This is a genomic window from Thioalkalivibrio sp. AKL9 (assembly GCF_000377825.1).
GTDB lineage: Bacteria > Pseudomonadota > Gammaproteobacteria > Ectothiorhodospirales > Ectothiorhodospiraceae > Thioalkalivibrio > Thioalkalivibrio versutus.
In genome coordinates, this window is record NZ_KB905104.1 from 284,136 (window position 1) to 298,430 (window position 14,295).

Here is a 14,295-nt window from a genome sequence, read left to right on the forward strand (position 1 = left end):
CACTCGACGCGGCGCGGAGTGCGGAAGATCGCTCTGCCCCGTTTGTGCCGCAGAGAACCTGCGCTACACTACGGCCCCACAAGCCGGGATGGCGGAACTGGTAGACGCGCCGGATTCAAAATCCGGTTCTGGCAACAGAGTGCGAGTTCGATTCTCGCTCCCGGCACCAAATCTTCTCGGGCCCGCCGCCAGGCCCAAACCCCAGGGAAGCATCCAATGATGCGCCCCTGGCACCAGGCCGGTGTAGCTCAGTTGGTAGAGCATCTGATTTGTAATCAGAGGGTCGCAGGTTCGACTCCTGTCGCCGGCTCCATTTTTTCAGTTAGTTAAATAGCCCCCGTGAATGAGCCCCGCTGGCACACATCAAGCTGTCAGCGTTCTGGCTGCCCGGCCTTTGACTTCCCCGGATCAGGTCCACACATGACAAGAGCTCTCCGCGACACCCGGGGCGGTTCAACGTGCTGCTAGGTCCAGACGCCACCATTAAAAAGGGCCAGCCCGAAGACTGACCCTTTCTTCAAACCCGCGAGACCATCCGCCTCCTAGCGGAAGATGCTCTCATGACGCGTTTCCGTCATCTGCGGGGCGTCGGCCGGACAGACCGCTTCCGGATCGATCCGCGCAGCCTCGTCCACGAGGCCGAGGTCCGCCGCAGTCGGCATGTCGCCACGTGACACATCCAGGTACTCCAGCAGGCGACCCAGCCCGTTCAAGGCACGAGCCTTGGCGATCTCCATGTCATGCTGCGCATTTACGTGAGCACGACTCGCCTCGAAGTATTCGTTCTCGGTATCCAGCAGATCCAGCAGGCTTCGCTGCCCGATGCCGAACTGCTGACGATACGCCGTGCGAACACGATCGGAAGAGTCCCGATGCTGACGCAGAAAACGCAGCTGACTCTCGAGCGAACGGATATCGTTATACGCCACGGAAACCGTCTGGCGCACATTGCGGCACACCCCTTCCTGCTGATCGCGCGCCTGATTGAATTCTTCGGTGAACTGGCGAACACGCGCCTGATCCGCCCCGCCGCGGAAGAGGTTAAAGGACATCACGACCAACGCGGAAGTGTCGCGAATACGGGTATCATCGCGATCCAGGAGGTCGTTTTCATAGGCGTGACGCAGCTGAAGATCGACCCGCGGATGGAACGCAGAGCGTGCGACATTGCGCTGCTGCTGGGCGGCCTCCATGTTGCGCAGCGAGGCGAACATCGCCGGGTTCTTGGTGATCGCCTCGGTCAGGGCCTCCTGCGCCGTGGCTGGAATCGGCTCGTCGGAGAACGTACCCACGAGATCCACACGTTCGTCTGCCGGCATCTGCCCGACCACGCGGTAGTAACGCGCGTTGACGTCGTGAAGGTTTTGCCGCTCGGTCAGCAGATTCGACTCCGCCAGGGCCAAACGGCCAGAGGCCTGTTCGAGATCCACACCCCGGCCAACACCCCGATCGGTCTGATCCACGATTTGATCGTAGACGTCCTTGTGGGCGTCGTAGTTTTCCTGCGCAAGCTCAACCAAGGCGCGCTGGCGTTGCACATCGGCAAAGGCCCGCACCGCTTCCAGCGCGGTCTCCTCGGTCGATTCACGCAGCTCGAAGTAGCGCACGCGCTGGATCTCGCCCAGCCGCCCAACCTCGCTGGCCGTTTCGAAGCCGTCATACAGCATCTGCGTCAGCGTGATGTCTACCCCGCGCGGGTTGCGCGAGAAGTTGTCGAAGTTGCCGTTGGACCGCTGGCTCTGGTACCCAGCACGAGCGTTCAGATCGATCTCGGGCATAAACCGGCCACGCGCCCCGGTCTGCTCCTCGCCCGCCGCACGAAATGCGTGCCAGCGTGACTGTACGTCCGGGTTGGAAAGCACCGCTTCCATCGCGGCGTCCCGCAGCGGTTCTGGCGGCTCGGCCTGTGCTGTCCCGCCGACGACCATCGCTACGGCTGCTGTCAGTGCCAGCAAGGTTCCCTTGCCGGCCGTAAACCCAAATCCATTCACCATGATGTGTCCCCCCCACATGTCACTTGAAAGTTCACCCATTGGTTCGCGGGCAAACGCGCTTCACTACTCGAACAAACTACTTGCAAAAAAGTCTTCAGGCTATGGGCTGCTCTTTCGCTGCGCAAACAGAAGCAAAGATCCCACCTAACGCTTGGCAAACGCCTGAAAGCCCCGCGGACCACCACCTTCAACTCGTGTAGCCCGTCTGTTTCTGGCTTTCCCGGCTTACGTGGCCCATCATTTGCCTAACAGCGCCATTCTCAGCCACCGGAGGGCACGCCAACGTGCTCCGCTCTCGTGCCCGCAATTCGCCGCTCGTCATCAAGCACCTGGCCTTTGCTCTGGTTCTGGCGATGTCGGCATGGGTCTTGGGCACCCCACAAGCGGGGCTCGATGACCTGGCGCAACTCGAAGAGGTCGCGGCCATCCGCTACGGTCCCGAGGCCGCCGAACGGGTCCGGCAGTGGCGCAACCTGCTCGAGGAGTTAGCCAGTGAAGACGAACGGGTGCAAGTCGCGCGGGTGAACGAGTTTTTCAATCGCATGCTTCGCTACCAGGATGACCAGATCACCTGGGGCCAGGAGGATTTCTGGGCGACCCCGCTGGAAGCCATGGACAAGGGCGCCGCCGACTGCGAAGACTTCAGCATTGCCAAGTACGTGAGCCTGCGCAAACTGGGAATTCCGGATGAGCGCCTTCGCCTTTTCTACGTGCGGGCGCGTATGGGTGGGCCGGGCAGCAACATCAGTCAGGCGCACATGGTGCTCGGGTATTTCACGGACCCCCGAGGCGAGCCCGAAGTCCTAGACAACCTGATCACCCGCGTCGAACGCGCCTCGCAGCGCGACGATCTCACGCCTATCTTCTCGTTCAATAGCCAGGGCCTGTGGCCCGATGGAACCACCCAGTCCGCAGGCGACCCCACCGCCCGCCTGTCCAGGTGGCGCCGAGTCCTGGACCAACTGGATGAGTACGGCCTGGACCTCAACCAACCGATCAACCCGACCCCATAAACAAGGGCGCAGCCATGACACTGAGAAAACAACTCTGGGTTGCCATCGCAATCATCATGTTGCTCGCACTGCTGGTAAGCATCGTGGCGAGCACCCTTTCGGCGCGCAACTACCTGGCCCAGCAGCTCCTGACCAAGAACATCGACAATGCCGCCTCGCTGGCACTGTCGCTGTCCCAGCTGCCCAAGGACGATACGACCGTTGAATTGCAGATTTCCTCCCAGTTCGATACCGGCCACTACCGCCATATCCGGCTCGAGGATCCCACGGGCGAGCTCATGCTGGAACGACGCAATCCCGAAGCGCCTCGGGGTGTCCCGATGTGGTTCATCGACACCCTGAATTTCGATGTCCGCCCCGGGGTGGCACAGGTGTCCGATGGCTGGTCGTCCTTTGGCACGCTGATCGTCGAGAGCCAGACCAATTACGCATACGAAGAACTCTGGGCCGGCACCCTTCGATTGACGGCAATCTTCACGGTGGGGCTCCTGGTCATCGGTCTACTGGGGTCGTTCCTGCTCGGACGACTCATCCAGCCCCTCCGGCAAGTCGTAGAGCAGGCCGAAGCGGTAGGTGCACGCCGCTTCATCACCACCCCGGAACCGCGCACATGGGAATTCCGCGCCCTGGTACGCGCGATGAACCAACTGACCGAGCATGTCCGCGCCATGCTCGTTGAAGAGTCGAGACGACTGGAACGCCTGAAGACCCGACTGCAGCACGATGACGTGACGGGCCTGCTGGCCCGGGAGCCCTTTCTCGCCCGCCTGCAGGCCACGCTGGATAACCGACATGCCGGTTCTTCCGGCAGCCTCGTGGTGCTCCGCATCCACGACCTGGCCACGATCAACCAGATCGTCGGCCACCAGAATCTCGATGCGCTGCTCGCGCGAATCGCGAAGGTCGTGGAACAGGCCGTCGCCCATACCGAGTATGGTGCCGCCGGACGGCTCAACGGCTCCGACATCGCGGTCTTTGGTGACAGCATCGCGGACAGTCACCGCTTCGCACAGTCCCTGCTGGGCGGCGTTCGGGATACGCTCGGCGACGACGCACCCGACGCCCTGGCGCTTCATGTTGCCGCGACGCTCTACCATCCCGAAGACACCACCGGGGAGGTTCTTGCGCGAGCGGATCTCGCTTTGGCGCGGGCGGAACTGGAGCCCGGCGATGCAGTCGCCCACGAGCCCCATGCCGCCCTTCCCTATTCGGACCAGCATCAATGGCGGGCGGCCATCACCGACGCGCTTGACCAGCACGGGGTGGAGCTGGGTCGGTTTCCAGTGATCGATGCCGACCAACAGCTGATGCATCACGAAGCGCCGATGCGCCTGTTACTCGACGGCGAACTGCGACCCGTGGGCTATTTCATGCCCTGGGCGGTGCGCCTCGATCTGATCCGCCGGCTCGACGACGCCGTCCTGGAACGGGCCTTGTCCCGGCTGCAATCGCCCGACGAACGCCTGGCCATCAACCTCTCGGTGGACAGCCTGCGTGACACCCACTTCCGTCAGGCCCTCGAGGCCCGGTTGCAACTGGACCCCCAAGCGGCGGGACGCCTGTGGGTCGAGTTCCCGGCTCGTGGTGCACTTGCACACCCTGCGGAACTACGCGATCTCTGTCGAATCGCCCGCCTGACGGGGTTCACCGTGGGGCTCGAGCACGCGGGACCGGAAGCCTTTCAGGCGCACGACCTGACCACCTTTGGCCTCCATTACGTCAAACTGCAGGCTTCCCTGACCCACGGCGTGCATCGCTCCAGCGAGACCCAGGCCCTCATACGCGGGCTTTGCACCCTGGCGCACTCCATCGGGATCCTTGTGATCGCCGAAGGCTGTGACAGCAGCGACGACATCGATCCGCTGATGGATGCCGGCATCGATGCCATCACGGGTAGCGCGGTCCGGGAACCGACGCGTTAGGGCATCGTGCCGGATCGCAGGCGTCTGCATGGTCACCCGTGCACGGAGCCAACTGTCCGACCGGCCCCAGGCCGGAACGACAGTCCGCTACTCGCCCAGCACGAACCCTCCTCCCGATTAGCAACGAGAGTCAGCTAGGCCCAAGGACCGTGCGGGCCAGGGTCGAGCTCGCGTCTCCAGCTGCCCCCCCCTGTTTCGTCATCCCGGAAACCGCGTAGCGGTTATCCGGGATCTCCGCGCTTGGGGTTGCCCCAACGGGGGAGATCCCGGCTCTTCGCTTCGCTCCGGCCGGGATGACTGGGCAGGGGTAAGGGGCCTCAGGAGGGTGACATTCCCAAGAAGGCCTGACTCAAAGTGGCCCGGAACGGTCCATGCACGTCCCCGAATGAGCCCCGCCACTGGCTGATCCTCGTTTCTAATCCGGACTTCACTTGCTCGGAGATTCCATTCCGGAAAAGAAAAAGGCCCGGGCCGCACCGCGGCGCCGGGCCCTTGATTCCGATGGCAGGGACCGCTACTGATCGATGGAGAGATGCCCGGTTTCGATCAGGGTCTGGATAAAGTCGTACGACGAGTCGAAGCCATTCATGCTGACCCCTTCCAGCGTGATGGCGTAATCGGCACCGCCCGTGTCACTCCCCAGCATGCCGCCCGAGCTGATGTGCAGCACGGTATCCTCGCCCTGCGCTTCCGCCATCAGGTACTGGTCGATCGTCTCCTGGCTCGCGCTGGACAGGAGCTCACCGAGCGTGATCTGGGCACCGGGATCGTTGCTCTCCAGGCTGAAGCCCTGGATCATGAAGCGTGCTGGATCCTCCATGCTGCCTTCACCACCCTGCGACACGACAAAGATGTCCTGATCCGAATCGACCGTCAGGAAATTCGCCCCGAAGTCATCGGCGTCACCGAGGGCATCGACCACTTCCGCGGCAAGCGCCTCTTCGCCACCCGCGGGATAGAACTCCGCATCCTCGCCCTGACCCACCTGCACCGAAAGATCGACTGGCTTCACCGCGAACGCGCTTTCGTCCCCACTGGCTCCAGGACCCGTACTCCCACCCTGGAATGCAATAAAGGAGAACGTCTCGCCACTGAGCTCCAGGAAGCCATTCTCGTTCACATCGCTTGCCAGATCACGGGCATCACCGATCCGGACACCCTCGCCGTCGTAGAGGTGATAGGAGCCGCCGTTAATGGCGCCCTGGATCTGGAACACGGCCATATCGGCCGGGCTGACCAGCGTAAAGAGCAAGGCCTCGCCGAACTCGATCGCGTTGGGGTCATCCGAAGCCCCCTGATGGTCGATCGCGAAAAAGCCGTCCTGATGCGAGACGGCTGCACTCTGCGAACCGGTCTCCTTCAGGTTGTTCGCATTCGCCATCGTCCCCTGAACATCACTGCCGCCCACCGTATGGGCAGAAGCCAACAGATCCGGAACCGGGTCCGGCGGCTCTTCGCCACTCGGCTCGGGCACGGGAGCCACGCCACTACCGGTATCCACGAGATCGTCCATCCCGGACAGGACCACGGTGCCCTCGATCGTTACATTCAGCTGATTGCCATCCACCAGACCGGCTCGAATCGCTGCCGCCCCGGCCTCGGTCAGAACCACCACCCAGTTACCCGAGCCGTCCTGGGCCAGCGCCAGGTAGGCTGTATCCCCACCCACGATGCTGTAGGCGATCGCCCCGGCCAGTGACGGGTCCAACCCGTCCAGATTCAGGACGTGAGACACATCGAAAACCACGTCACCCGCGGCGGCGTCATTCGCCTCTTCGTAGCCATACCCCGCTGTCACCGAAACGGATACTGCAAGGGTCGGGTTCGCGACAGGAGGGGGATCCACGGGCGGCGGATCGACAGGCGGCGGTTCCACCGGAGGGGGATCTACCGATGGATCGGTCGGTGGCGTACCGGGTGGAATGCCCGTCTCGACCGCTTCGCCCCCGGGGACGGCTACCGTCTCGCCCAAGGCATCCGGCCGATCGAAAGCGTTCACCGGGAACGTGTAGTTAATCGGCTCCACAGGCTCGCTAATGCGCGCGACGCGGACAAACCCGCCCCCTTCGCTCTCACCGCCCTCCAGGCCGGCTGCGGGAGGTGCGATCAGCGCATCCAGCGACTCACCCCGGTCGAGGGCGGCAATCACCTCTTCCGCCGTCGGGATCTCCGGATTATCGGCCCGCCCGCTCTCCGCCAGGGCCTCGCCCATCAGGGCCTGCTGGCCCTCGCCAAGCGAAACGCCGACACCGTCCATCCCTTCCAGTTCCACCGACGCGCCGCGCAGCGGGATCACTTCCTCGCCCGCATACACCGGATCGCCCACGCCAAGCACTCTCGAGTTGCCCTCGGCGTCCCGGGCTATCACCGTCCCGGTCAACGCCTGAACAGTAGCTACCACAGCATTCACAGCCATTCTCCCCCTCCTACGCCGATCCTGCAGACCGGCCCATACGAACGCTCACCTGTAACTTTTCAATCCAGCTGTCGCGGATCACCCGATTGTGGCACCACGGACACACTCGACCCTATCGCGCCCGATCTACTTCCCGACCGGTCTAAAGCAAGCCCTCATCGTCTTCCACCAAGTTCAGACGTTGCGCCGAGGCACGAAGATCCTTGCGCCCCAACAGCTTCTTCTGTGCCGCCTCCGGGAGATCCGTAAACCGGATCACGCCCTTGTCCGTGAGCACCTCGACCAGGTCCTCCAGCACTCGAATCAGCTCCAGGTCGGAGGCCTGCAACACGGCCGGCGCGGGCTCGCCGACATCCCCGCCGAGAAACGCCACCATCTCCGGTGCATCCGCTGCCACGAACTCCGTGCAAGCGGCATCCGCCTCGCGGCTCACCTGGTCGATCCTGCCTTCCGTATCCCGTCTCACATACATGCGCGGCCCCTCCGGCCGTTTCCGACTCCGCTTGCCAGACTACACCTCCAGACACGAAAAAGCCCCGCCGATCCAGACCGGCGGGGCTCCCAACACGACCGCTTACTGGTCGATCTTGAGCTGGTCGTTACTCAACAAATGTTTGATCACATCCTCGGCACCACCTCCGCCGAAGTCACTAAACGACTTCCCTTCCAACCGGATGGTCTGATCGGCCTTATTCGTATTGCCGTCCAGATCACCAACGGAGCTGATGTACAGAACCGTATCACCTCCATCTTCTTCAGCGATGATGAAATCTGCGATATTTAATTCGCTAGCATTATCCAGAAGGTCGGAAACATCCAGGACATTACCCCCATTACCGAAGTCCGTCACAACATCGTTGGCAACCTTACCCTCGATACCCTGATCCCCAGTGTTCCACTTGAAGGTATCGTTACCCGAACCACCGGTTAGAATGTCATCTCCCGCACCGCCAATGATGAGGTCATCACTCTCCGTCCCGACCAAGATATCGTCACCATCAACACCCAACAAAGTGGAACCGTCAACTCCTGCCAGGGTCACATCGATCGGCTTCACCGAATAGGCACTTTCATCGCCACTGTTTCCGTTGCCTGTCGAGCCCCCCTGGAAAGCGATGTAAGCAAAGGGTTCGCTTACGCTCAGGAGGCCCTCTTCGCTCACGTCGTCCGCCAGATCACGGGCGCCACCGAGGCGCACTCCCTCATGGTTGTAAAGGTGGTACGAACCACCAGATGCTTTTCCTTCAATTTGGAAGGTTGCCCCCGAAACAGATCCAGGCAAACCGAAAAGCAGCGCTTCTCCACCTTCGATTGCTGTCGGGTCGTTATTTCCGCTGTGGTCAACCGCAAAAAAGCCGTCGTCATCCCGAGTCCAATCGGCACTTTGGTCATTGGTATTTTTCAGGTCATGCGCTTTAGCCATCGTCCCGCGGACGTCACTTGCACCGACGGTATGGGCACTCACTGACCAAGTCGATGGACCGACGGGCTCATCATCGCCCGGCTCATCGTCACCCGGCTCATCGTCACCCGGCTCATCATCGCCCGGCTCATCATCGCCCGGCTCATCATCGCCCGGCTCATCATCGCCCGGCTCATCATCGCCCGGCTCATCATCGCCCGGCTCATCATCGCCCGGCTCATCGTCACCCGGCGCATCGTCACCCGGCTCATCATCGCCCGGCTCATCATCGCCCGGCTCATCGTCACCCGGCTCATCGTCACCCGGCTCATCGTTCAAAGGATCATTGCCGTTGTTTTCGGAATCATTATCGTCGCCATCGGCCAAGGTACCGGAATCATTTCCTCCAACGGACCCCGGCTCGCCGAAGCTATTACTCGGAAACTCGTACTGCACAGCAAGTGGCTCCTCTGCCACCCGAGCGATTCGAACAAAGCTGGCGCCGCCACCATCGCCACCATCAGCACCGGCGGCCGGGGCCTCGATCAGATCGGTGATGTCTTCGCCCCGATCCAGAGCCGCAATGATCTCCTCAACGGTGGCGTCGGCCACCTCGGCGTCCTGGGGTTCGGGTTCGGCGGATTCGGCAAGGTCCGGGGTGATGGTGGCCGATTCGTTGCCGGCCAGCGTCATGGTGGACCCGTCCTCGAAGGCCATTTCGATGAAGGCGCCGTCTTCGGCGATCACTTCTTCGCCATGGAAGATTTGGTCGCCCGGCTGCAGGACGCGGGTGTTGCCGTCCTCGTCCCGCGCAATGACAGTGCCGACAATGGATTCAACGGTCGCTACGACGACTTCGGACATGACGATCCCCTTGGATACGGTACTAGTTGAAAGTTTTTGCTGGATAAGATGCTAGGGAAGCAGCCGCTGGCGCGACAGCTGTACTGAAGTACAGGGGGGGGCAGAAGGAACGGCCGTAGGACTCGACCGGGAAAACCAGATGCACTCGTAACGATGTGGGTCTCGATTTCGGGCGAGATGATTCGCCACATCCACGAACCGAGCGAGTCGAGCCCCGAAGGCGAGCCACCCGTCAGGCGGCGCGGCCCGCAGGATGGTCATGTGGGTCGCGAACCCCATCACCCCCGGACGACGACCAGAAGGATCGCCTGGACCGGATCAGGCCGTGGGCCAGGACTCGCGCAGACGCGTAAGGTGCAGGACGAGCTGGACGCGATCGTCGACGTTGAGCTTCTTGAAGACCGAACCTAGGTGCATCTTGACCGTGCGCTCGGTCATCCCGAGCTGGCGTGCGATTTCCTTGTTGTGCGCGCCTGTGGTCACGGCAAGGGCGACCTGGCGTTCGCGCGGGGTCAGTTCCTCGAAGCCCTCGGGCGGTGTTTCCGGATCACGCGGCTGCGCGCTGCGCACTGTGCGGATCATGCGGGTCATCAAATCCGGGCCCACCCACAGACCGCCCCCGGTGACGGTGGCTGCAATCGTTCGCAGCTGGGCGACGTTCGCCAGGGTGTGGCAGTAACCGTGCGCGCCGGCGTCGAAGGCACGGATGCCTTCTTCGTCGTTCGGGTGGCGGGAGTGCACGATCACCCGGTGCACCCGCGTGCGCTGCTTGACGTGCTGCTCCCAGTCGGCCAGATCCGTGCCCACCCAGCACGCCTCGGCGCCCTCGGGCAACGCCGCGGGAAACGGCGGCCGGAGTACCTGCGCGTCCGGAAACGCCGCCTCCCAGCGCTGCGACGGCCGCGAATCTTGATCGATCAGGAAGATCTGCATGTCTCTCAGCGCTCCGTAAAGGCCAGATCGCCCGCGCGGAGGATCGGCTTCAGCAGGTACTGCAGGATCGTTCGCCGACCGGTGATGATATCCACCTGGGCGACCATGCCGGTCATGATCTGATGTTCGTCGTCAAAGCCGGTCTCTTCGGTCCGCACGCGGACCTTGTAGAAGGTGTTGCCATCGTCGTCCGTGATCGTGTCCGGGCTGATGTGTTCGACCGTCGCCTCCAGCCCGCCATAGATCGCGAAGTCATACGCCGTGAACTTCACCCGCGCCTGCAGGCCCGGCCGTAGATAGGCGATATCCTGTGGCGATACTCGGGCCTCGATCAGGAGTTCGTCCTCCAACGGGACCACCTCCGCCACCTCGCGCCCCGGCGAGATCACGCCGCCCCGAGTGGTCACGAACATCCTCTGCACAATCCCGGTCATCGGGGAGCGCACCTCGGACAGGCGCACACGGTCCTCGAGCCCTTCGGTCCCCTCGGCCAGCTCCTGCAGGCGTCCAAGCGTGTCGGCCAGCTCGGCGCGCCACTGGTTGCGGAAATTGAGCCGCACCTCGCGGATCTTCTCTTCCGCCTCCTCGATGGCGGCATTCAGGCGGGCGATCTGCGCCGTGGCCTGGTCGCGATCCCCACGCGCGTTGGACACCTCCCGCTGCAGGCGGAGCACTTCCACCTCTGAAACCGCCCCGCTTTGCACCAGCGGCTCGGTAACGTCCAGTTCCCGGCTGGCCAGTTCCAGTGCCCGCACAGCCTGGGTGCGGCGCGCCCGTACCTCGTTCAACTCCTCCTGGCGCTGGCGCATCTGTTCCTCGGCAATCCGGATGCGCGAGTTCAGTTCCGCCAGGCTTTCTTCATACAGTTGCTGTTCCTGCTCGACGATGGCGGGCGGGCCCTGTTGCAACTCCGGCGTCACCAGGAAGGGCGTATCCGAAAGCAACGCGATCAGGCGCGCCTGCCGGGCCCGCAGCGAAAACTCGCTGGCGCGGGCCTCGCCCAGATCGGAAAGAAAGCGTGTGGGATCAATACGGACCATGACATCGCCGCGTTCAACGACATCGCCCTCGCGCACGAGGATGTCCGAGACGACGCCCCCATCCATTGATTGCAGCACCTGAAGGTTCTGCGAGGGGATCACGCGCCCATCGCCACGCGCGACCTCGTCGATCTCCGCCACCGAGGCCCAGTACACGAGCAAGGCGAGCGTCACCAGAATCCCGTACAGCAGCGCACGGGCACGCAACGGCTTTTCCTGAATCTGGGTCCAGTCGGCATCCGAAGCCCAGTTCCGGTGGTCCGCGCCCTCCTTGGTCAGCCAGGGCCGAAAGATCCGGTCCACCATGGGCGCGCCGACCTTGCCGGCGCGATCCATCCCGCGCCCGAGGTCTTCGAACCCCTGTCCTTCCTTTCGCTTGCTCACGCCTGTGCCTTCCCGACGCGGCCTTCCCGCAGGGCCTGGACCACCTGGTCTTTCGGCCCGTCCGCCACCACGCGGCCCTGATCCAGCACAATGATGCGGTCCACCAGCTCCAGCAGCGAGGTGCGATGCGTCACGATCACCGCCGTGCGGCCCTCCATGAATTCGGCCAGACGACGCTTCATCGCCTGCTCGGTCGAGTTGTCCATGGAGCTGGTGGGTTCGTCCAGCAGGAGCATGTTCGGCTCGTGCAGCACCGCACGCGCCACCCCGACACTCTGTTTCTGGCCTCCCGACAGACGCCCGCCGCGCTCCCCGACCTGCATGTCGATGCCCTGCGGATGGGTGTTGATCAGGTCCTCGATACCGGATATCCCGATCGCCTTGAGAATCGCCTCATCCGAAGCCAGCGGATCACTGGCGACCAGGTTTTCCCGGAGGCTGCCGTAGAACAGCGTCACCTCCTGACCCACATACCCCAAGGAACGCCGCAGCTCCGCCGGGTCAAGCTGACGCACGTCGATGCCGTCGACCATCACCGCGCCGCCGGTTGGCTGGTACAGGCCCATGATCAGCTTGGCCAGTGTGCTCTTGCCGGAACCGACCCGCCCCAGGATCGCCACATGCTCCCCCGGCTGGATGCGCAACGAGACGTTGCGCAATGCCGGGTTGGGCTGCTCGGGGTAGGCAAAGTCCACATTGCGGAAATCGATTGCCCCCTCGAAGCGATCGCGGCTGAGGAAATTCGATTCCGGTGGCCGCTCCACCGGCAGCGTCATGATCTCGTTAAGGGAGCCCAGCGCGGTGGAAGCCTGGTGATATTGCATCAACAGCCCCGCGGTCTGGCTGATCGGCGCCATCGCCCGGGAGGAAATCAGGTAGGCGGCAATCAGGCCGCCCATCGACAGATCGCCCTCCATCAGCAGGAACACGCCAAGGACAATAATGGCCACCCCGACGGTGTGCTGCGCCCATAGCGCGGTATGGGTAACACTCGCCGTGAGCAGGCGATTCTGCGCACTGGTGCGGGCCAGATGCGCCGTCGAACGCTCCCAGGTCGCCTGGACTCGCCCCTCGGCGCTCAGCGCCTTCAGGGTCTCCGCACCGGCAAGGCTTTCCACCAGCGTGGAGTTGCGTTGCGCTGCGACGCGGTAGCTCTCCTCCGCCAGCGCATGCAGCTTGCGGTGGATCGCCGTCGCGTACAGCAACAACACCAGCGCACCGATCACCACCGGTACCGCCAGCGGCCAGGCGATCAGCGCGATGATCGCAATGAACAACAGCGCAAACGGCAGATCGACAAAAGCGATGATCGTCGCCGAAGAGATGAAGCTGCGCACCGACTCGAACGCGCCGATATTGGACGCGAACGAGCCCACCGAGGCCGGCCGATGCTCCATGCGCAGCCCCAGCACCCGCTCCATGATGTGCGAGGACAGCTTTACGTCCGCCCGCATCGCGGCCTTGTCGACAAAATGACTGCGCATGGTGCGCAAGACCAGATCGGCGATCAGCACGATCACCACGCCCGCGGCGAACATGAAGAGTGTTTCCGTCGCGTGGTTGGGGACGACGCGGTCGTACACGTTCAGCACGAACAGCGGCATCGCCAGGGCAAAGAGGTTGATCATGACCGCCGCCACGAGCACGTCGCGGTACAACGGCCGATTCTCGCGAATGACCCGCCAGAACCAGTGTCCCTTGTCTTCCTTCGACACGCGTGGTGCCCGCGCGTCCAGGCGGAACTCGGGGCGAACGTAGATCGCGCGGCCCAGATAGCGTGCCTTCAGACGATCGAGCGGGACTTCGATCACCGCGTCACCCACCTCCGGGTCGACGACGCGGGCCACGCTCTTGTCCTCGTTCCAGCCCACCAGGACCCAGGCCTCGTGGTTGTCGAGCAGCAGCAGGGCCGGCAGGAGCTCCTCTTTCAGCGCCCGCGGCTCGCGGGTCACCGTGCGCGTGGTCATCCCCGCGCGCCGCGCGGCACGATCCACCAGGCCCGGGCTGAGACGCCCGTCTTCCAGGGGAAGGCCGGCACGGGCCGAATCCGCCGTCAGGTTCAGGCCATGGGTACGCGCTATGAGGATCAGCCCGCCCAGAAGGGGATCGGGACGATCGCTTGCATCCAAAACCGGGAGAGATTCCGTGGCGGCCGTCGCATCGCCCACAGGCCCTGCTGCGGCCTCTTGTTGGTCCGGTTTCGACCTCGCGGTATCGTCCGGTTCATCGGCATCGTGGCGGTTGATAGGTATCCCTCAGAAGGCAGCGTCAAAGCGGGGGCGGGTGCCCGATCCATCAACGCCCCCCCCGTTATGTCGATTGCGTCA

Annotated in this window: 9 protein-coding genes and 2 tRNA genes; 4 read left to right on the forward strand and 7 right to left on the reverse strand. The window is 63.3% G+C overall.

Features of this window, described 5'->3' with window-relative positions:
* Positions 1-82: 82 nt before the first annotated feature.
* Both D573_RS0103490 and D573_RS0103495 read left to right on the forward strand, forming a co-directional pair.
* Positions 83-169: transfer RNA gene (locus D573_RS0103490), tRNA-Leu, on the forward strand.
* Between the two features lie 68 nt (positions 170-237).
* A tRNA-Thr gene (locus D573_RS0103495) sits at positions 238-313 on the forward strand.
* Between the two features lie 229 nt (positions 314-542).
* On the opposite strand, the gene D573_RS0103500 is transcribed toward D573_RS0103495, so the two are convergent.
* Complete coding sequence (locus tag D573_RS0103500) at positions 543-1,928, reverse strand: TolC family outer membrane protein (RefSeq protein ID WP_018937725.1); 1,386 nt, start codon at positions 1,926-1,928, stop codon at positions 543-545.
* Positions 1,929-2,347: 419 nt separating this feature from the next.
* Between D573_RS0103500 and D573_RS0103505 the strand changes: the two genes are divergently transcribed.
* Together D573_RS0103505 and D573_RS0103510 are read left to right on the forward strand one after the other, a co-directional pair.
* The gene (locus D573_RS0103505; RefSeq protein ID WP_231367857.1) at positions 2,348-3,007 is read left to right on the forward strand and encodes a transglutaminase-like cysteine peptidase; all 660 of its coding nucleotides are present in this window, start codon (positions 2,348-2,350) and stop codon (positions 3,005-3,007) included.
* A 14-nt stretch (positions 3,008-3,021) separates the two neighbouring features.
* Positions 3,022-4,929, forward strand: coding sequence for a LapD/MoxY N-terminal periplasmic domain-containing protein (locus D573_RS0103510; protein ID WP_026287909.1), 1,908 nt, complete (start codon positions 3,022-3,024; stop codon positions 4,927-4,929).
* 514 nt (positions 4,930-5,443) lie between these two features.
* Here D573_RS0103510 and D573_RS0103515 read toward each other — a convergent pair.
* The 6 genes from D573_RS0103515 to D573_RS0103540 form a co-directional block, all read right to left on the reverse strand.
* Positions 5,444-7,345 carry a retention module-containing protein gene (locus D573_RS0103515; protein ID WP_026287910.1) on the reverse strand — a complete coding sequence of 634 codons (1,902 nt, stop codon included), beginning with the start codon at positions 7,343-7,345 and terminating at the stop codon, positions 5,444-5,446.
* Positions 7,346-7,487: 142 nt separating this feature from the next.
* The gene (locus D573_RS0103520; RefSeq protein ID WP_018937729.1) at positions 7,488-7,817 is read right to left on the reverse strand and encodes a hypothetical protein; all 330 of its coding nucleotides are present in this window, start codon (positions 7,815-7,817) and stop codon (positions 7,488-7,490) included.
* A gap of 102 nt (positions 7,818-7,919) precedes the next feature.
* The gene (locus D573_RS0103525) at positions 7,920-9,611 is read right to left on the reverse strand and encodes a retention module-containing protein (protein WP_018939167.1); all 1,692 of its coding nucleotides are present in this window, start codon (positions 9,609-9,611) and stop codon (positions 7,920-7,922) included.
* 318 nt (positions 9,612-9,929) lie between these two features.
* Positions 9,930-10,544: a response regulator transcription factor gene (locus tag D573_RS0103530; RefSeq protein ID WP_018937731.1), complete on the reverse strand. Its 615-nt coding sequence runs from the start codon at positions 10,542-10,544 to the stop codon at positions 9,930-9,932.
* A 5-nt stretch (positions 10,545-10,549) separates the two neighbouring features.
* Positions 10,550-11,968, reverse strand: a complete 1,419-nt coding sequence (locus D573_RS0103535; RefSeq protein WP_018937732.1) for an HlyD family type I secretion periplasmic adaptor subunit — start codon at positions 11,966-11,968, stop codon at positions 10,550-10,552.
* Positions 11,965-14,097, reverse strand: a complete 2,133-nt coding sequence (locus tag D573_RS0103540; protein WP_018937733.1) for a type I secretion system permease/ATPase — start codon at positions 14,095-14,097, stop codon at positions 11,965-11,967. The genes D573_RS0103535 and D573_RS0103540 overlap by 4 nt, the downstream gene beginning before the upstream one ends.
* Positions 14,098-14,295 lie beyond the last annotated feature (198 nt).

Bases quoted from the DNA above. Each gene is read 5' to 3' on its own strand.
- D573_RS0103530 (WP_018937731.1), bottom strand. From the start codon at position 10,544: ATGCAGATCTTCCTGATCGATCAAGATTCGCGGCCGTCGCAGCGCTGG.
- D573_RS0103515 (WP_026287910.1), bottom strand. From the start codon at position 7,345: ATGGCTGTGAATGCTGTGGTAGCTACTGTTCAGGCGTTGACCGGGACG.
- D573_RS0103520 (WP_018937729.1), bottom strand. From the start codon at position 7,817: ATGTATGTGAGACGGGATACGGAAGGCAGGATCGACCAGGTGAGCCGC.
- D573_RS0103525 (WP_018939167.1), bottom strand. From the start codon at position 9,611: ATGTCCGAAGTCGTCGTAGCGACCGTTGAATCCATTGTCGGCACTGTC.
- D573_RS0103505 (WP_231367857.1), top strand. From the start codon at position 2,348: ATGTCGGCATGGGTCTTGGGCACCCCACAAGCGGGGCTCGATGACCTG.
- D573_RS0103510 (WP_026287909.1), top strand. From the start codon at position 3,022: ATGACACTGAGAAAACAACTCTGGGTTGCCATCGCAATCATCATGTTG.
- D573_RS0103500 (WP_018937725.1), bottom strand. From the start codon at position 1,928: ATGGTCGTCGGCGGGACAGCACAGGCCGAGCCGCCAGAACCGCTGCGG.